A 17,397-nucleotide genomic window follows, 5' to 3' on the forward strand; every position below is an offset into this window, starting at 1 on the left:
TTAAGGTTGTTGCCAGTAGAATGAGCAAACAAACCTTAAGTTCCACATAAGTATAAACCTTGGAGGTAGCTCCAAGGTCAAGAAGAAGTTTTCAATCTGTTCGCTTTTTTATCGAAAGCCATTGATATTCTAAAGTTGTGTTTGTTATTGCGGCTTACACTCAGCAGCTTCTTCTCTATTCGCTGATACATCATCAATCAGGACTGCATCATGCGAACAGAAAGGTTGGGTGTTTAAGCTAACAATCGATACATCATCTTCGACTGGGTCGGTTTGAGATCCCGTCATAAGTTCAGCAACATGATAACGAAGTACCAAAATACCAAGCAGACCAAATACGACATTACCCAACGCTTGCCCATACAATACGCCTAGAGCGCCGTACCACTGAGACCCTAAATAAACGAAAGGCAATGTCCCTAGTGTTGCCTTTCCTAAATTTAAAGCAGTAGAGTAAAGCGGTTTACCTAAGTTATTAAACGACGTATTCGCAACAAACAGTGCGCCATTGAATGTGAAGGTCAAAGCAACATAGGTACAGAAAGCCGCGACAATAATGGCCGCATCACCTTGCAGGCTGAAACCTTGAATAATGTAGTCTTGAACAAAGTACAAAAGAATACAGACAGCAATGGTATAAACCGTAGTTACCAACAATGAGTTATTGAGTGTCTCTTTCACTCTGTCGACTCGATCTGCCCCAAAGTTCTGCCCGATAATTGGCCCAACAGCGCCAGAAAGCGCGAAGATCACAGCGAAACACACCGGAGTCAGACGACCAATAACCGCGAAACCAGCAACGAAATCTTCGCCATATTGCGCAATACCCGTAGTCACAATCGCATTGCCAATAGGCGTGGCGGTATTAGTAATAATCGCAGGAATGGCAATGGCAAGAATAGGACGAATATTAAGACGCCACTGTACCATCGAGGGCGGTGCCACCAGCTGATGGCTGCGTATCAAAGGATAAAGAGAGAACAAAAGAACTGAGAAACGAGCAATAACAGATGCGATGGCTGCACCTTCGATGTTCCAACCAAAACCAAAAATAAACAGGGGGTCTAAGATTGCATTAACAATACCGCCCGACAAGGTTGCCCACATCGAACGCTTAGCATCCCCTGCCGCTCTCAAACCCGCGCCCGCAGCCATGGCTAACGCCAAAAATGGACCACTCGGTAACAAGATTTGTAGATAGGCCTGAGCGCGTTCGGCTGCCACACCTTTTGCTCCAATCGCGGCCAATAACTCAGGGATATGTGCAAACATGATCGCAGTAACCGTTGAGCTAATCACAAATGCGGTCAGCATTATACTGGTGCTTAAATTTCTGGCGTGGTCTCTATTTTTGGAGCCAATCGCTTTGGAAACTAACGCACCCATTGCGATGGAAGTACCTATCGAAACTGAGGTTGAGAAGAAGGTTAACGTACCAGCAAAGCCCACGGCTGCTGCCAACTCGACTTGACCGAGCATACTGATAAACAGCATGTCGAGTAAATCGACGACGAACAACGCCATCAAACCGACAGAGCCAGCTCCCGACATCACCAATATGTGGCGCATCGTTGAACCTTCTACAAACTTTGCAGTTTGATTTGACATGAAACCTCCAAAAACTGAAACACCACACGCTAAAGCTCTATAAGCTTGAGAACGACAAAAGCCGTTCTAAAAATCGAGTCTACAAAAGCGAACCTACCCAGAAAGCTCTATACAGAAAAGCTTTATACAGAAAAAAGGCGCTAGTGCGCCTTTTGTCAATTGTTGGTGTTGAGAAAAATAATCGTTCTTATCACTACTATACAGGATGTTTGAAACATTCATCCAGGTTCTTGCCGATTGCTCTTAAAACATCGGTTCGAGTAATGATCCCAACCAGCTTTCTATTATCGATAACCGGGTAAGCTTTTGGTTTTCCTACTTGCATCATGTCAGCCAACTCAATAATGGATAGCTCAGGGGACACGGACAGTACCTCTTGGTACATACAGTCACCTACAATGTGTGTGTCCTGACAGAAATAGCTCACCTTAACCAGTTTCTCTAAAAGATCCTGCTCAGATAGAAATCCAATCACTTGTTCTGTTTCATCGATAACTGGGCCACCCATATGATGACTCTTCATCACTCGATCTAACGCTAGGCTTAACGGCATATCAGGAGTGAATGTCACAACCTGCTGCGTCATGTAATCTTTCACTTTTATTGAATGCATTGCGTTCTCCCTAAATACTTTCGATAGTTCTTTTCTATCTCGTTAACTTAATTGTTGTCTAAAATCTTGATTTTACTAAATGGATTTCAACAATTTTATTGATAGGTAAAACCTTACATAGCCCAAAAACGAGACAGGGAAAGGCTCGAGCGTGTTTTCATGAGTCAAAAAAAAGAAAAAAAGAGCCCTTACAAAGCCTTACTTAAGGGTACTAGCTTGAATGAACCAATCCTGTAACCTTCACCGAATAAATAATTCAAAAGTTACAATTAGGCCTTTTATGCAACACAACGAGAGCATGTACGCGTACATCTATTCAGGAACAGACGGAACCGAAAACACTTTGGTTGCAACAATCGATAACGAAGAAAAACCACTGATCTCTTGTTGCGCTGACGAAATAAAGCGAATGTCTAGCTTAGCCATTGATCTGGCGTCAAAATACAATTTGAAAGTGAAGCTGGTAAAATACCAAAGAAAACAAGAGATCGACTTCGGATTATTCGTTAAATAGCAGACTCATCACTCATGCCACCTTCGACAAGGTTGTGGAGTATTGTCAACGACACATGAATACCGTATTTTAAGAGCTGTTATTGAGTGGTAACTCAAGTAACGTCGAGTAGCTAAGGTTACCGACTTGGGTTACCCACTTTACTCTTATCCAAACGGTCCACTATGACTTCGCTTCGTTCATCTCAAACCTATCTATCTCACTGCTTATGTAAGATAAAAGCCTCCTTTAGCGAGCTGTTAGATTTTCAGTCTCGTATATGGGTCGTGCATATTTTCGAAGACTCAATCACCGATCAATCGTTTGTGATTAACGAAGACGGCTTCAAAGAACCATTAGAGTGGATGAAGAAACGAGCGTATCAAACCGCGATGCTTGAACGCGTTGAGAAGATGAAAATCTCACAAGTGATTGAGATTCAGTTCGAAGACAAAATGCATCGCTTGATGCGAGTGAAGTAGCTCTTATTTTTGGACATTCACGAAAAGCCCTTAGCTAGAAATCAAGCATAAAAAAGGCCAGCGCTCGCTGACCTTCTCTCAATAGCAAGACTATCGATTAGCGAGCACAATACGCTTCCCAAAGGCGCAATGCTTTTGCATAGGCTTCGGCTTTATCATGCGTTTCTGCAAATAAAATAGCAGTCATGCTATCCACGACACTGTTTGCCATCAGTTCCATCTCATCTTCCGGTGTCCCCAATACACACTCTCGAGGAATCGACAGTTCTGTGTTCATGGTGCCTTCCCAATAGAAAGACTCCACCTTCTCAGGAGAACTCATCCAGACCGTTTGGCTTACCTTTGGATTATATTCCGACTCGCCATTCATGCCTTTAAATGAAATCACCGAGTGCGATTTATTGCCAATCACATGCTCTACTTCTGCATGAAGTTGTGGGAATCCAGGGTGGAAACTGCCACGTAAACCTAAGCGACCACCGCCAGGGTTTAATGCGCGAACCACTGTGTTGATTGGAGTACGCAGACCATAGCGATGTTTCCAACCAATCATGGTTTGAGCTTCAGGAGCGAAGTTCGCTAAAGGTAAGTAAGCAATGCCATCCGCTTCTAAGATCTGCTTTGCGTCCTGTGGGTCGACAGCACTGCGAACACCAACAAGATGCAAGTGAGTCTCTACGTGAGTACGACCACTTGGCTTATCCATATAACCGTGCATCAGAACCTTGTAGCCATCGTCTGCCAGTATTTTTGCCGCTAGCAAGTTCCAAGGCTTACCACTCGCGGTATCGTTACGCTTACCTGCGTAACACGGCCAATCAATATCTGCACCTAGGTCAGGAACGCGAGATTGGAATGCTTTTACAAAACCTGCAATCTCTTCATTGGTTTCATTCTGCACACGAATTAACATCAGTAGCATAGCCATTTGGTCGTCTCCGACCTCACCGCTTAAATACTCATCCATGATGCGATAGGCTTGTTCGAACGATAAAGGCTTACGCCCTCTTTCCCCTCGTCCAACAGTACGAATACACTCTAAAATACTACTCATTGACTATTAATTCTCTTCCGTAGATATCAATAAAATTTAATACGTCTTCGATTCTATGACACCCATAGCGCATTGCAAAGTGATTCAGTCACTATCAACCATTCCCCAATGACAAGCAACCAAACTTCAAGTAAACAAATCGGTGCCTTGCAAGCGAATGAATTGCGGTTCTAAAAGTAAACCTAGTGGTGTAAAATTGACGTATGCAATGCGAACTAAAATGTTGAGTAGCACCCAAATGACTGTAAAAAAAACACTGAGCCAAAGAAAACGCGAATCTATCGTGACTGCTGCTATCGCAGAGTTTACCGAGCATGGCTATAAAGCCACCAGCATGGATAAAATCTCTAGCCGAGCGGAAGTATCAAAGCGCACGGTTTACAATCACTTTGCGAGTAAAGAACTGCTACTGGATGAGATTTTAGACAGCATTTGGAGCAAAACACTCGCAGCGACTCAGTTCCCCTATCAAGCCGAACAACCGCTAGATGAACAACTTGTCTCTATAGCCAACCAAGAACTCGAGCTTCTCGAGTCTGAAGGTTTCATCGACTTATCTCGCGTACTATTCTCTGAATATTTTCATAACGCAGAACTCGCGCATCAAGCGATGGAAAAATATTCTCAAGCAGAAAGCGGCCTGACAACATGGATCAAAGCGGCATTGGCTGATGGTCGTTTGGTTGAACTCGACCCATTGTTTGCATCCACTCAGTTTATCGCCCTGCTGAAATCTTTTGCATTTTGGCCACAGATCATTGGTCACGCGCCCTCTCCGGATAAGCAGCACAAACAAATAATCATTAATTCCAGCGTCGAGATGTTCCTTAAACAGTACCAAGCGTAATAAAAGTTGAGCTCTGCTAAGTTTTGTTGGGTTTAATTAGAGATGCGTAAACGAGTGATGTATCATGCGCTCGTTCTACGCTTTCCTGTTTAGCGGTTGCAGAATGTGATTCATACCAACCTTAGTTCCGACACAAAGACCAATAATTCATGCCAAAGTTGATAAGCAAAATTTGGGTACATGCTTTTATGCTATTCGCTATGTTAGTGGCCACCATCAGTGTGGACAGTATCGCGAACGCCAATGCTATGCAGGTGACTCAAAATCTATCAACCTTATCGCAGAACACCGATTCCTCATTCGACACCAGTGACTCATTCCCATATTCCAGCGCGCAACCCAATGTAGAACATCACTGCTGTGGCTCTGTATGCTTGCTTAAAATGCCACCGTTGATTGTGTCAGAGTCTTTTGATACCCAAATTGGTTCATTGGCTTTAATCGAGAAAGAGCCTTCACACAAGGCGATCGTGTCGCCACAAGCCCCTTACCGCCCTCCTATTTCATAATTGTTTGTCCCTGTTTGGCACCGCTTGCCAACGTATTACTAATACAGCTCTATCGCTGTAAACGATGACATCCAAATTTAGGAAATAAACACATGAAAAAGCTATTTAGCCTATTCGCAGCTCTGATCATGAGCGCTTCAATTAATGCCGCTCAGTTTGAAGAAGGTACTCACTACAAGATCCTCGACGTAGCGAAAGCAGATAAACCAGTCGTTACCGAATTCTTCTCGTTTTACTGCCCTCATTGCTACAAGTTTGAAGGCGTCATCGAGTATCTAAAGAAAGACCTACCGAAATCAGCAAGCTTTCAAAAAGTGCACGTAGCGTTTATGGGCAACGACATGGCTGTGCCTATGGCAAAAGCTTACGCGACCATGATTGCACTCGACGCTGAAGACAATATGGTTCCAGCAATGTTCGCCAAAATTCACGAGAAGCAACAGACCCCAAGAAACGAAGCGGAACTGCGCCAGATCTTCATTGATAACGGTGTCGATGCGAAGAAATTTGATGCGGCCTACAACGGTTTCGCAGTTAACTCAATGCAGAAGCGTTTTGATAAGCAGTTTGATGCGAGCACATTAACTGGCGTTCCGGGCGTATTAGTTAACAACAAATACATCGTAAAACCGGATCAAATCAAGAGCTACGAAGAGTACAACCAGCTGGTCAATTACCTTCTAACGCTTTAATCAAAAGCAATAATCTTTAAAACCTCAAAAGCCAGCGACCTGTTCGCTGGCTTTCTTGTCTATACGAGAGAAGTGAACGCGCGATGGCACGCTCGAAGATCATTCAGATCGCCCTTGAATACACGTCAAAATCACTGTTCACTGGCATCCGCCGTTATTTCTCATATACTGCACCCTATTACGTCATCCACTACTCTGTAGTACTCAAAATATTAGTACTCGAACATTGGGCACCTTTATGATTATTCTGACCACTAACTTTGGCGACATCGAAATTGAACTTAACCTTGAGAAAGCGCCAGTAAGTTCAAAAAACTTCCTTAAATACTGCCAAGAAGGCTTCTATGAAGGCACCACGTTTCACCGTGTGATTGAAGGCTTTATGATTCAAGGTGGTGGACACACTATCGACATGACAGAGAAGCCAACACACGCACCTATCGTCAATGAAGCAAATCGTGGACTAAAGAACGTGATTGGCTCAGTGGCAATGGCTCGTACAGACGCACCACACTCAGCAACAGCTCAATTCTTTATCAACCTTGACGACAATGACTTCCTTGACCATACAGCAACGAACAACGCAGGTTGGGGTTACGCAGTGTTTGGCAAAGTATCGGCAGGCATGGACGTGGTCAACAAGATTGCGCTTGCACCAACCACTACTCGCTGGGGACATGAAGATGTGCCTTGCGAAGATATCGTGATCTCGAAAGTCACTATTAACGACTAAGCCACAATCGGGCACCAAAAACCAACCTCAAATGGTGAGAACCCTTCTCACCATTTTTAATATCCATGTTATCAATTGCACTTATTTTTGTACGGTATATTTCCAATACCTACCGTTCCTCTGCTATTAATCAGTATTCGTGACGTGTTATTATCGCCGCTCGCCGACTATGAAAGTTGAACGCGATTCTCTCTACATTGGACGTAACACCCTACATGACTCGACACTCTTTTTTGACAACAGCCTTTCTTTCGACTGTTGCCAGTTTCTCCAGTTCAGCTTTTGAAGTTGATACGCGAGAGTCACAAGAACCTGAACTGGATGACCAATTTCGTGTCATTGCTATCCCCTTCTACGATCCAAGTGTCGATACTGGGATTTCGGTTGTTCCTATCTACAACTTTTACGCAGATGGTGAAACCAAGAACGCATCAACCTTATCGGCAACCCTGACTTATACCCAAAACGACAGCTACTACATAAAAGGTAATGCAGACCTTTTATTAAACGGTGATTCCTTACGGTTCACTGGTGAAATGGGCTTCTCTAGCACCTACATCACACTGGTTGATCTTGTCGATACCAACCATCAAGAATACGCTTTCGATGGTGATTTTTATTTTAAGATCTACGACAACATCTATCTGGGCACAGGGTTAAATTACTCTACCGCTCGTTATCTAGGGGATACGCCTCGCGATGATCTTTTACTTAAGCTCACAGGGTTTAATGAAGAATATGAAGCGGACATGGGAGCAAAACTTTCATTCTTATGGGATGAAAGGGAGCATTACTACTATCCGTACCACGGCTTCTTGTTTGAGCTGACTTATGAAGATCATGGCGCTTGGTTAGGTAATGATGAAGATGCGACTTACTCTTCGCTGTTTTCTGACTACCGTTTTTTCTACAGCTTGACGCACAACGACAATCACATCATCGCAAGCCGATGGGTCACGCGTTACCTACTTGATGCCGAGAATGCCCCTAGCAGTGCCTACAGTACCTATGGTCGACAAGGACGAAACGTTCAACGTGGTTTCGTAGCGGGTGATCACATCGCTTCACACATGACCAACCTTGAGATGGAATACCGCTACTCGATTTCTGACTCATCAATTAATTTTTTAAACAACGTCGCCGTGGTCGGTTTAACGGGTGTCGGTAAAGTGTTTGGCGAAAGGCTCAACCCGAAAGACCCTTATCATAGCTTTGATGATGGCGACCTTCTGACCATGGTTGGCATCGGATTGCGCTATCGATTAATGCGCCAAGAACGTATCAATGTGCGTATGGACTTCACCTACAACAACGAAGATGAAGTGCTGGCGTATTTTAGTTTGGGTGAGAACATATAGTTTAACCGGACTTAAGCCTAGCTCTTGTTTATTTACGTATTTACAGCCTCAAGCCTGTCGCGATTCGATTCGCACAGGCTTTGTTGTTTTTAAGCCTCTCAAAATGACTTACCAACGCGAACGATAAGTACGATGACACGCTCGGCATGTGTTATTGGCCGCATCTAAACCACGCTCAGCTTTGCTAAGGTCCTGCTTAATACTCGCTTGTTGTAACTCCGTAAAACCTTGGTTCATCTGTAGCATCAGCTGATTGAATTTCTCCGGCTTACTCCACACCGTTTCTTTTGCTTTACCGCCCGTGTCACTCTCAGCAAAACTATTATTCAGTACAATTCCGTGCTCAACCAAATTCCCACTTAACTCCTCAACCTTCTTCCAATCTGTATTTCGGTTCCCTAATTCTGAAAACACTTGTTTATTGAGCTTTTCAATTGAGCTAAAGGCCTGCTGGCGATTGTTCACAGCTTCCGTTGCGGCAATAGCCATTACCGGCACAGTGATAAGTAAAGCGATAGTCAGTTTTTTCATAGTGTCATTCCTGTTTATTGGTTGGTTGATTTGTTGAGTGTTCAATCGTAATCGATGAGATGCATTTAATTTACACAACAATAGTTGCGCACGCAACTATTGTTGTGTAAATTAATATTACTTTGTAAAACGACACGCAGGAAATTGAACGATGAAAATCTGGGATCTACCGACTCGACTCTATCACTGGCTGCAAGCAGCTCTGTTTATTGGCCTTGCTGTATCTGGTTTTAGTGGCAATGGCCCACACATTTATTTAGGGCTCGCGCTGTTTAGTTTGATTCTGTGGCGCTTGGTCTGGGGAATGATTGGTAGTGATACCAGTCGTTTTTCTCAATTCATTAGCTCCCCGAAGTCAGCTTGGCATTACTTGCGCGGCAAAACTCAACCCAAGCCGGGACACAATCCGTTAGGTGCGTGGATGGTGATAGGAATGATCACGACTCTGTTTGTCCAATGTATAACAGGGCTTGTGATTGCTGGTTTCTTTGACAACTTGCCCTACTCTGATGTGATCATCACCGACACTGTATTTGATATCTTGGGTACGGCTCATGCTATCGCGGCACGTATGTTGGTCGCATTTGTCGTTTTGCATTTGCTGGCGATCCTTGTGTACAAACTACGCTCAAAGCCCTTGGTTTTAGCTATGTTCACAGGCAAACAAAATCAACCATCGCTAACAGATCATTTCGAAAATGGCAGTCAATTAGCTTTTTCATCAAATAGAAAAGCGTTGTTGGTGCTAATTGCATCGGTATTAGTTACGATGACAATAGTTGTAATGTCATCGTAAGAATTAGGTACTAACGGATGTCTCAAGAATTTGATAGACAAAATAGCTTTGGGTGGATGATCAATGTGGTCGCCAACAAAGCGAGCAAAGATTTTGATGTAGAACTCAAACAACACGGTTTGAGCCTTGCCCTTTGGCCAACCTTGATGTGCTTATGGGAAGAAGAAGGCATTACGCAGCGCGATATCGCAGCGAAGTCCAAAGTCGAGAATTCGACAACGACACGAACATTAGACAAGTTAGAAAAGCTTGAACTGGTTGAACGCAGAGCCGATCCAAACAGTCGTCGCTCTTTCAGAATCTACTTAACGGAAAAAGGGAAAGCACTCGAAGAACAACTCGTTCCAATCCCTATTCGTTTAAACAAAGAATTGATGAATGAGTTGGACGCTGAAGAACAGCAGCAGATGATCAAGCTACTTCAAAAGATGGTCGCAGCGATCTGATCTTACTGTGACCGGATCTTATTGTTAGTGCATGCTTAATGAGTTCTAAACATGCACTAACAACCAATACTCGTCCTTGCGCCGAGTGTTTTATTTTCGTCTCGACCATTTGATATAACAAAATAGCGAACCAATAATCACCGCTCCGCCTAGCAGCTTTTGCATCTCAACCGTTTCACCCAACACGCTGACACTCAATAACAACGTCCATACTGGCTCAAGAATCATGATCAATGCCGCCACTTCCATGTTCACAGAATGCTGGCCCACAGTTTGTAGCAAGTAACGTATCGACGTCGCGATAACCGCTGACACAATAAACCAGAAGACTAAGGTCTTGGTTATTTCAAAATCGGGTTGAGTTGTCATCGACGCAAATGCCAGTCCACTGATTCCTACAACAAAAAGCTGTACACAAATCGAAGCAATAGGCTTGATATTACTCATCACACGCTTGTTCATAACAAAGTGAACAGAAAGCATCATTGATGCCAATAAGAAATAAATCTGACTCGGTTCTACATGCCAACCATTAGTCAGAGTAAGCAGTAACATACCGATAATCGCGATAGGAAAAGACATCCAAAATGCACGATTCGGTTTCACTCGGAAGATAATCCAAGAAACAAACGGCGCAATGATCATGGCGAGGCTCATGATGAATGCCCCTTCAGACAAGGTCTCGGTAACCGACACTGCATACACCCAGATTTGCAGTGAGGCAGACAGTAGCAAACCCACGCCGCAAAGAGACAAGATCTGCTTAAACGAAAGCTTACGAATATGATGAATACAAAACGGCAGAAGAATAAGACTCGCCACTAAAAAACGCACACCAATGAACACTGGTCCCGGCATTTCCAATACCACCAGCTTAGATGCAATCCATCCAACCCCAGCTAGCAGGGTGGCAAATAGAAGGTAAAGCTCTCCGCGCATCGCTTTCACGTTCATCATTTAACTTGGTCCAATAACAAAAAAAGCAACCCGACTCTGCAAGGTTGCTTTTTATAAACATTCAACAGGATCAAGATACTATCTCAATACTCTGCTTCAGGCAGCTGTTTTTAGCCTGCGTATTCTGGGTAATCCGTTAAACCTTTTTCAGCACCACCGAACAATGTGTTTGGATCGTGGGCTGCAAGTGGGTAACCATTTTGAATACGAGCAGGTAAATCTGGGTTAGCAACGAATGGGCGACCAAAGCCAACCATGTCAGTTACGCCTTCAGCAACGGCTTTTTCGCCACGCTCGCTATCGTATTTACCCGCATAAATAAGGACACCATCGTAAGCTTCACGAACTGCCGCTTTAAATGCTTTTGGCGTTTCAGGTGCATCGTCCCAATCGACTTCTGCAATGTGCAGGTAAACAATTTTATATAGGTTAAGTAGTGCTGCCGCAGCTGTGTAAGTTTCAACAGGCGTTGCGTCAACCGTGCCATTTAACGAAGTAAACGGAGCAAGACGAACACCAACACGGTCAGCACCAATCGCTTCAACCATAGCTTCAACTACTTCACCCAAGAAACGCAGGCGGTTTTCAGTTGAACCACCGTATTCATCGGTACGGTTGTTTGCTTCAGAATCGATGAATTGGTTGATTAAGTAACCATTCGCGGCGTGAAGTTCGATGCCATCAAAGCCTGCTTCAATCGCGTTTAAAGCCGCTTGGCGATACTGTTCAACTACTTCTTTGATGTCTTCTTTGGTCATCTCACGAGGTTCAACCACATCAACAAAGCCCGGCTCATCAGTGCCGTTATCAATGAATACTTTTACATTCTCTGCTTTAAGTGCAGAAGACGAAATTGGTTGTTCACCACCAATGTTGTCTGGGTGTGTTACACGGCCTACATGCCAAAGTTGAGCGAAGATAACGCCCTCTTTCTCATGCACTGCATCCGTTACTTTTTTCCAACCCGCGATCTGCTCATCAGAATAGATACCCGGAGTCCAAGCATAACCTTGACCCATAGGTGAAATTTGTGTGCCTTCAGCAATGATCAAACCTGCCGAAGCGCGCTGAGCGTAGTAAGCCGCCATCATGTCGTTTGCTGAATTACCAGGTTGCGTCGCACGTGAGCGCGTCATCGGAGGCATAACAATACGGTTTTTAAGCTCAATGTTACCAAGTTGAATTGGTTGAAATAGTGCGTTTGTCATAATGATTTCCTCGATTAACCTAGTTGAATCAGTTCGATTTGGTAGCCGTCTGGGTCAGTGATAAATGCGATGTGCGTTGAGCCACCTTTTACTGGCCCCGCTTCACGAGTCACATTGCCACCTAGCGATTTGATCTTGTCGCATGCTGCGTAAATATCTTCTACACCCAATGCCAGATGACCAAACGCGCTGCCCATCTCATACTCATTAGTATCCCAGTTGTACGTTAGCTCGATAGTCGTGCCGCCTTGTTCGTAACCAACAAAAACCAATGTGTAGCGGTAGTCTTTGTTTTCATGGCGTTCAAGTTCCTTCATTCCCAATACCTTGGTGTAGAACTCGATAGACTTGTCTAAATCAGTAACTCGGATCATTGTGTGTAGGAATTTCATATTTCACCCTTATTAGCACCACAAGCATGGCGCCGTTATTATTTTGAGTGGAGGTTATCCACTAATCTCTGGGTGAAATAATACGATTCAGCGAAGAATTAAGGAAATTATCAAAAATTCTCAATGTGATAATTTTTCGTTATGAACGTTATGACTAGCACGAACTCAATGACACAAAAAAGGGAAGCCAATGCTTCCCTTCGAGTTAGACCCTCAATTAAAACCGCAAACGCCTATCTTTAAGCGCCTTCGACATTGCATCTGACGTACTGATGACTTGTTCTCTGAACCATTTATGAGCGGGGTCGCTGTTCTGCTTCTTCAACCAAATCAGGTAATGAGACATCGGCTGATACTCAAAGGGTGGCTTGAACAGCTGTAAACTTAACTTTTCTTGGAACTGCACGGCCATTGATAAAGGCACCACTGTAATGTAATCAGATTGGCTACACAGCAAGATATTACTGAACAGTGAACGTCCATGAAACACGATTTTACGTTGGGACAGATCCAAAGAAGTGTAGTGATTCAAACTGCGAACTTTGCGTCGTGTTCTGTCTAATACGGCATGCTTTTCACTCAGGAACTGAGCTTCGCTGATTTCACCTTGGATTCGCGGGTGATCAGCTCGACACACGATCACAAACTCGCCCTCATAAAGTGTTTCACTGACAATACTTGGGTGTTCAGGCACCACAATATCGATCATCGCATCGAATTCTTGAGTCAAAAGATCTTCGTAAATGCGCTCATCATTGTCTGGTTGATCAAAGACTTCTAATGACAAGTTTTGATTAGGAAGCGCCGCAAAACTATTGAGCAGCACCCACTGTAAGTGCTCAGGCGCAGAAATCACAAACTTACGTTCAGAGGATTGCTCATCAAAACTGGTCATCGACTGAAACACGCCATTGAGTTCATTGATCGGCGCTTTAATTTGTTCATACAAGCTTTGCGCATAAGACGTAGGCGCAACCCCTCTTCCTTTGCGAACAAAAAGCTCTTGGCCAATCTCTTTTTTTAGGCGGGCTAATGCGGTACTGATGGTCGATTGGTTGGTACTGAGTTGATCCGCAGCTTTACTTAAACTGCCCTGCTCCATCACCGCAGAAAACACGGCAAGTAGATTGAAGTTGGGGATGTCGTTGCTCATATATCATTACTCGTTAGGCGACCATGAGCACCATGCTATCGTAAAAACGATAGAATGAAATGTTAATTCGCTATTTTTCGACCCAATTTGTGAGACTACTATCAGCGCCTTAAAAACAGCTCCCAAAATAGGTTCTATTCCATGAAAAAACACGCACTTGCCATTGTAGTGTCAACGCTTTCAACTCATGCAATGGCGGCTGGCCCATTGCTTCCTGAATTAGGTTCATTGAACGCAAGTACTGCAGGAGCTGGTACCGCAGCTCTAGCAGAGAGTGCTTTAACAGCTTGGACTAACCCGGCCGGCATGTCTCAACTCAAAGAAACCAACGTTACTGTAAATGCTTCCATTTTAGACACGACATTTGATTACGCTGATCAAGGATCAACAGGCCCCGCATTTTCAAATGGGGAGAACGCAGATGGCGGGACAACAACCCCAGCAGGCAGTTTCTACTTTGTCACACCAATCAACGATCAATTCCACGCAGGCCTTTCAGTTGCATCACAGGGTGGTTCCGGCGTTGATTATGGTGACAATTTCCACGGTGGTAATCTATTAGAAAACGTGGAGTTTATTACCGTACAAATTGCACCAGCCATATCGTACAAAGTAACTGACAAGTTTGCTGTTGGTGCTGCAATCAATCTGGAATACTTCTCAGCAAATGGTGAACTCGATGTCTTTCCTGGAGTTCTTCCAACGATTGGAGAGGGAAAGCTTGAGGCCAATGCCGACGATTTTAACGTAGGTTATACACTCAGTGCCTTTTACAAATTCAACGAAGCACATCGTATCGGTTTGATTTATCGCTCTGAGATCGCTCACTACGGTGAAGGTGATGTCAAAACAACGCAGCCAGGATTCAAAGGCAATATCGTCAACATGGATGTTGGACTAGATTTCATCATGCCACAACACGTTCAAGCAAGTGGTGTTCATGCCGTTAATCCGCAATGGGACATGCTTTGGAGTGTGACTTGGTATGACTTATCAACTTGGACAGACCTAACGCTCGACCTGAACAATGCACCAATTGAAATCGTTCAACGCGATTTTGATGATGTATGGAATTTCGCGATCGGTACACACTACCAAATTAATGAACAATGGCGATTAGAAACCGGAGTGAGTTACGAAACCTCACCGCAAGATGATCCGACAAAGGTATACATGGATCTCCCGATAAGCGACATATGGCGCTATGGAGTCGGTGCGACTTATAGAGTAAATGATAACTGGCAAGTACGTGGTTACTACGACTACATCGACCTAGGTACGCCAAACATTGATTACACTCTCGGCCTTGCACCTTCGCTAGGTAACCTTAACGGTCAATACAAGAGTTATGCACACTACTTTGGCCTACAAGCGAACTATCGCTTCAAGTAACGTTCAGTCCTGATCAACACTCACTCAGATAAGAATTAAACTTAGTCATTTGGTTAACTCTATACTAAATACCTGAAACTTTTATCTAAATATAAAGCTTAGTGCCCTGCTCGCTAAGCTTTTTTATTTGGACTAAGCATTTCATTTAATTCTCTTTTTGCTCTCCATCGATAAGTCATTTGTCACCGTTTTGATTTGTATTGATTATCAACCTAATACAACGCACAAACAAGGGCTTATTGTCTCATTTTTCATGACACTGTTTCACAGTCGATTTCAGCTACTCAGCAAAGCTCTTTGTCTTTTTCACAACGCAGGCTGAAAATTGTGCATTTCACAAAACACGGTTCTTTCAACTAAACCTCTTAATTATCGAGCATTATAAGCTTCAGCCCTTATTCAGCCTAATGTTGGAAATTGGAGGAACGCTTTATCTACACGCTATTTATCTAAAGCCCGACAAACATATCAGTTCAAAAAAATAGCCCCTTATTTTTATAAAACTCGCTACTAATGAATAAAAAGCATCAGCTATCGTATTTGCGATGATTACAAAACGAATTATTACGTAGATTCATATTATTCACATCTTCTATATTTCTCGCCAACGAATAAACACTTCATGACCGTGAAGATGAAGTGAGTCCCCAACAAGTTATGACTAAGAGTATAGATATGCTTAAAATTAAAAAGAGCTTCCTTTCTGTTGCCATTACTGCAGCAGCATTACTTTCAACAACAGCAAGTGCGCAAGAACAATTATCAGTACAAGAAGCGGCAAAAAAATCAGCCAACCCTGTGTCAGATGTATGGATGCTAATTACTCAAAATGATTATACCTTTCTAGAAAAAGAAGATGGTCACCATGAGATGCAAAACCGCTTCAGCTTTCAACCAGTAATGCCTGTACCTATCATGGATGGTGAATGGAACTTGGTGAACCGTTTGGTTGCCAACCACTACAGTTCACCAGGCGATCGTGAAGACGGTGATTTCTTTGAAGGACGTACAAACGGTATGGGAGACACTGTCTTTCTATCATTGGCAGCGCCTAACCGTGATGATGGGTGGATTTGGGGTGTTGGTCCAACGGTGATCATGCCAACAGGTACTGATGGTTTAACGCAAGATAAGTGGCAAGTAGGTCCTGCAGCAATGGTCGCTCGCCTTGGTAAAGAAACAGGTAACCCAGCCAGTATTGAAAGCTGGAACGTTGGTTTCTTAGCTCAGCAATGGTGGGATGTAGGCGGGAGCGACAGCGTTACTGAATCAACCAATCAAGCGGACATCCAGTACTTCTTAAACTATCGTGTCAGCAACACCGCGTTAATTGGTATGACACCTAATATTCAAATTGATTGGACAAAAGATGGTTCCGACCAATTTACTGTACCTGTCGGATTAGGCTATATCGATATGTTTAAGGTTGGGCCAATGCCAGTTCGTTGGGGTGTAGAACTTCAATATTACGTAATGAAACCAGACGCAAATGTTAATACAACCAATCCCGCTGAGTATGTGCCATATGCACCAGATTGGAACCTGAAATTCTTTATTGCGCCTGTTACATTAAACCCGTTCAAATAATCGATTAAAATCCCCCTACAGGCTGGTCTAATTTATTTAATATTTTAGGCCAGCCTTTTTAGCACTTTTCATCGACTTCTATGATCCAAACCAAGTTAATGAACAATGTTTTCTATCTGTATATGAGCCTTTTCAAATAAATCACCCTACCGATTTAGAGTTATAACTACTAATCGTAATTACGATATTATCAAATCGTAATTCTGGGTAGATACTGGTCAAAACTCTTCCTATTATCCTGCTAACAAATCAATCATCAGCCCAAATAGAAAACTGACAAATGTTTTACTTTGGTATGTCAATTGTCATGGAAGAGCCCCTCGATTGCCGAGGTATTACACGTAATAAAACAGTCGCTAGAAAGCCGCACGAATATTAATTCGAACGCTTCATCGCCATTTCATTTACGTCTGCTGACAAATAATAAAGATTGATTTGTAGAGAAGCATATTCGCTTCTTGATACCGAGAATCGGTTGTCTGGACTGTGCAATATCACTTTAAATATCATCTGTTACTTTTGTTTATTATGAGCACTAATCTACCC

The 17,397-nt window shown here is 43.4% G+C and carries 19 protein-coding genes; 11 read left to right on the forward strand and 8 right to left on the reverse strand.

The features are described 5' to 3' along the window. Nucleotides 1-144: 144 nt before the first annotated feature. The gene (locus tag OW495_RS11030; protein WP_017109960.1) at nucleotides 145-1,608 is read right to left on the reverse strand and encodes an MATE family efflux transporter; all 1,464 of its coding nucleotides are present in this window, start codon (nucleotides 1,606-1,608) and stop codon (nucleotides 145-147) included. A gap of 196 nt (nucleotides 1,609-1,804) precedes the next feature. Then, the gene (locus OW495_RS11035; protein ID WP_017109961.1) at nucleotides 1,805-2,221 is read right to left on the reverse strand and encodes a CBS domain-containing protein; all 417 of its coding nucleotides are present in this window, start codon (nucleotides 2,219-2,221) and stop codon (nucleotides 1,805-1,807) included. A gap of 280 nt (nucleotides 2,222-2,501) precedes the next feature. Here OW495_RS11035 and OW495_RS11040 point away from each other — a divergent pair, with 280 nt between their 5' ends. Further along, nucleotides 2,502-2,735 carry a hypothetical protein gene (locus tag OW495_RS11040; RefSeq protein WP_017109962.1) on the forward strand — a complete coding sequence of 78 codons (234 nt, stop codon included), beginning with the start codon at nucleotides 2,502-2,504 and terminating at the stop codon, nucleotides 2,733-2,735. 164 nt (nucleotides 2,736-2,899) lie between these two features. Next, nucleotides 2,900-3,196 (forward strand): hypothetical protein, encoded by a 297-nt coding sequence (locus OW495_RS11045; protein ID WP_076671338.1) that lies wholly within the window; start codon nucleotides 2,900-2,902, stop codon nucleotides 3,194-3,196. Between the two features lie 97 nt (nucleotides 3,197-3,293). Here the strand turns inward: OW495_RS11045 and OW495_RS11050 are convergent, their stop codons facing one another. Then, nucleotides 3,294-4,250: a glycosyl transferase family protein gene (locus OW495_RS11050; protein WP_102278339.1), complete on the reverse strand. Its 957-nt coding sequence runs from the start codon at nucleotides 4,248-4,250 to the stop codon at nucleotides 3,294-3,296. A gap of 238 nt (nucleotides 4,251-4,488) precedes the next feature. On the opposite strand from OW495_RS11050, the gene OW495_RS11055 reads away from it, so the two are divergent. From OW495_RS11055 to OW495_RS11075, 5 genes are all read left to right on the forward strand, one after another. Continuing rightward, nucleotides 4,489-5,097: a TetR/AcrR family transcriptional regulator gene (locus tag OW495_RS11055; protein ID WP_102315232.1), complete on the forward strand. Its 609-nt coding sequence runs from the start codon at nucleotides 4,489-4,491 to the stop codon at nucleotides 5,095-5,097. A gap of 149 nt (nucleotides 5,098-5,246) precedes the next feature. Beyond that, nucleotides 5,247-5,606: a hypothetical protein gene (locus OW495_RS11060; protein ID WP_102512772.1), complete on the forward strand. Its 360-nt coding sequence runs from the start codon at nucleotides 5,247-5,249 to the stop codon at nucleotides 5,604-5,606. A gap of 92 nt (nucleotides 5,607-5,698) precedes the next feature. Continuing rightward, nucleotides 5,699-6,298 (forward strand): thiol:disulfide interchange protein DsbA/DsbL, encoded by a 600-nt coding sequence (locus tag OW495_RS11065; RefSeq protein ID WP_076671333.1) that lies wholly within the window; start codon nucleotides 5,699-5,701, stop codon nucleotides 6,296-6,298. Nucleotides 6,299-6,536: 238 nt separating this feature from the next. Beyond that, nucleotides 6,537-7,031 (forward strand): peptidylprolyl isomerase, encoded by a 495-nt coding sequence (locus OW495_RS11070; protein ID WP_102512773.1) that lies wholly within the window; start codon nucleotides 6,537-6,539, stop codon nucleotides 7,029-7,031. 215 nt (nucleotides 7,032-7,246) lie between these two features. Beyond that, a complete protein-coding gene (locus tag OW495_RS11075) occupies nucleotides 7,247-8,389 on the forward strand; it encodes a BamA/TamA family outer membrane protein (RefSeq protein WP_102512774.1) in 1,143 nt (380 codons plus the stop codon). A gap of 108 nt (nucleotides 8,390-8,497) precedes the next feature. Here the strand turns inward: OW495_RS11075 and OW495_RS11080 are convergent, their stop codons facing one another. Beyond that, nucleotides 8,498-8,920 (reverse strand): cytochrome c, encoded by a 423-nt coding sequence (locus OW495_RS11080; protein ID WP_102512775.1) that lies wholly within the window; start codon nucleotides 8,918-8,920, stop codon nucleotides 8,498-8,500. 151 nt (nucleotides 8,921-9,071) lie between these two features. On the opposite strand from OW495_RS11080, the gene OW495_RS11085 reads away from it, so the two are divergent. Both OW495_RS11085 and OW495_RS11090 read left to right on the forward strand, forming a co-directional pair. Further along, nucleotides 9,072-9,716: a cytochrome b/b6 domain-containing protein gene (locus tag OW495_RS11085; RefSeq protein ID WP_102514321.1), complete on the forward strand. Its 645-nt coding sequence runs from the start codon at nucleotides 9,072-9,074 to the stop codon at nucleotides 9,714-9,716. A gap of 17 nt (nucleotides 9,717-9,733) precedes the next feature. Then, on the forward strand, nucleotides 9,734-10,162 hold the full coding sequence (locus OW495_RS11090; protein ID WP_017109971.1) for a MarR family transcriptional regulator: 429 nt from the start codon (nucleotides 9,734-9,736) through the stop codon (nucleotides 10,160-10,162). A gap of 90 nt (nucleotides 10,163-10,252) precedes the next feature. On the opposite strand, the gene OW495_RS11095 is transcribed toward OW495_RS11090, so the two are convergent. The 4 genes from OW495_RS11095 to OW495_RS11110 form a co-directional block, all read right to left on the reverse strand. Continuing rightward, complete coding sequence (locus OW495_RS11095; protein WP_102514322.1) at nucleotides 10,253-11,119, reverse strand: DMT family transporter; 867 nt, start codon at nucleotides 11,117-11,119, stop codon at nucleotides 10,253-10,255. 110 nt (nucleotides 11,120-11,229) lie between these two features. After that, nucleotides 11,230-12,327, reverse strand: coding sequence for an alkene reductase (locus tag OW495_RS11100; RefSeq protein WP_017084655.1), 1,098 nt, complete (start codon nucleotides 12,325-12,327; stop codon nucleotides 11,230-11,232). A 14-nt stretch (nucleotides 12,328-12,341) separates the two neighbouring features. After that, complete coding sequence (gene gloA / locus OW495_RS11105; RefSeq protein ID WP_017084654.1) at nucleotides 12,342-12,719, reverse strand: lactoylglutathione lyase; 378 nt, start codon at nucleotides 12,717-12,719, stop codon at nucleotides 12,342-12,344. Nucleotides 12,720-12,936: 217 nt separating this feature from the next. Continuing rightward, entirely contained in the window at nucleotides 12,937-13,872 is a 936-nt protein-coding gene (locus tag OW495_RS11110) for a LysR family transcriptional regulator (protein ID WP_017107612.1), read from the reverse strand. Nucleotides 13,873-14,013: 141 nt separating this feature from the next. Here OW495_RS11110 and OW495_RS11115 point away from each other — a divergent pair, with 141 nt between their 5' ends. Then, on the forward strand, nucleotides 14,014-15,264 hold the full coding sequence (locus tag OW495_RS11115) for an outer membrane protein transport protein (protein ID WP_102514323.1): 1,251 nt from the start codon (nucleotides 14,014-14,016) through the stop codon (nucleotides 15,262-15,264). A gap of 675 nt (nucleotides 15,265-15,939) precedes the next feature. Next, on the forward strand, nucleotides 15,940-16,851 hold the full coding sequence (locus tag OW495_RS11120) for a hypothetical protein (RefSeq protein ID WP_017109975.1): 912 nt from the start codon (nucleotides 15,940-15,942) through the stop codon (nucleotides 16,849-16,851). Nucleotides 16,852-17,397 lie beyond the last annotated feature (546 nt).

The sequence above is a fragment of the Vibrio sp. 14N.309.X.WAT.E.F5 genome, assembly GCF_030397615.1.
In the GTDB taxonomy this organism is placed as follows: Bacteria; Pseudomonadota; Gammaproteobacteria; order Enterobacterales; family Vibrionaceae; genus Vibrio; species Vibrio lentus.

Bases quoted from the DNA above. Each gene is read 5' to 3' on its own strand.
- OW495_RS11030 (WP_017109960.1), bottom strand. From the start codon at position 1,608: ATGTCAAATCAAACTGCAAAGTTTGTAGAAGGTTCAACGATGCGCCAC.
- OW495_RS11035 (WP_017109961.1), bottom strand. From the start codon at position 2,221: ATGCATTCAATAAAAGTGAAAGATTACATGACGCAGCAGGTTGTGACA.
- OW495_RS11040 (WP_017109962.1), top strand. From the start codon at position 2,502: ATGCAACACAACGAGAGCATGTACGCGTACATCTATTCAGGAACAGAC.
- OW495_RS11045 (WP_076671338.1), top strand. From the start codon at position 2,900: ATGACTTCGCTTCGTTCATCTCAAACCTATCTATCTCACTGCTTATGT.
- OW495_RS11050 (WP_102278339.1), bottom strand. From the start codon at position 4,250: ATGAGTAGTATTTTAGAGTGTATTCGTACTGTTGGACGAGGGGAAAGA.
- OW495_RS11055 (WP_102315232.1), top strand. From the start codon at position 4,489: ATGACTGTAAAAAAAACACTGAGCCAAAGAAAACGCGAATCTATCGTG.
- OW495_RS11060 (WP_102512772.1), top strand. From the start codon at position 5,247: ATGCCAAAGTTGATAAGCAAAATTTGGGTACATGCTTTTATGCTATTC.
- OW495_RS11065 (WP_076671333.1), top strand. From the start codon at position 5,699: ATGAAAAAGCTATTTAGCCTATTCGCAGCTCTGATCATGAGCGCTTCA.
- OW495_RS11070 (WP_102512773.1), top strand. From the start codon at position 6,537: ATGATTATTCTGACCACTAACTTTGGCGACATCGAAATTGAACTTAAC.
- OW495_RS11075 (WP_102512774.1), top strand. From the start codon at position 7,247: ATGACTCGACACTCTTTTTTGACAACAGCCTTTCTTTCGACTGTTGCC.
- OW495_RS11080 (WP_102512775.1), bottom strand. From the start codon at position 8,920: ATGAAAAAACTGACTATCGCTTTACTTATCACTGTGCCGGTAATGGCT.
- OW495_RS11085 (WP_102514321.1), top strand. From the start codon at position 9,072: ATGAAAATCTGGGATCTACCGACTCGACTCTATCACTGGCTGCAAGCA.
- OW495_RS11090 (WP_017109971.1), top strand. From the start codon at position 9,734: ATGTCTCAAGAATTTGATAGACAAAATAGCTTTGGGTGGATGATCAAT.
- OW495_RS11095 (WP_102514322.1), bottom strand. From the start codon at position 11,119: ATGATGAACGTGAAAGCGATGCGCGGAGAGCTTTACCTTCTATTTGCC.
- OW495_RS11100 (WP_017084655.1), bottom strand. From the start codon at position 12,327: ATGACAAACGCACTATTTCAACCAATTCAACTTGGTAACATTGAGCTT.
- gloA (WP_017084654.1), bottom strand. From the start codon at position 12,719: ATGAAATTCCTACACACAATGATCCGAGTTACTGATTTAGACAAGTCT.
- OW495_RS11110 (WP_017107612.1), bottom strand. From the start codon at position 13,872: ATGAGCAACGACATCCCCAACTTCAATCTACTTGCCGTGTTTTCTGCG.
- OW495_RS11115 (WP_102514323.1), top strand. From the start codon at position 14,014: ATGAAAAAACACGCACTTGCCATTGTAGTGTCAACGCTTTCAACTCAT.
- OW495_RS11120 (WP_017109975.1), top strand. From the start codon at position 15,940: ATGCTTAAAATTAAAAAGAGCTTCCTTTCTGTTGCCATTACTGCAGCA.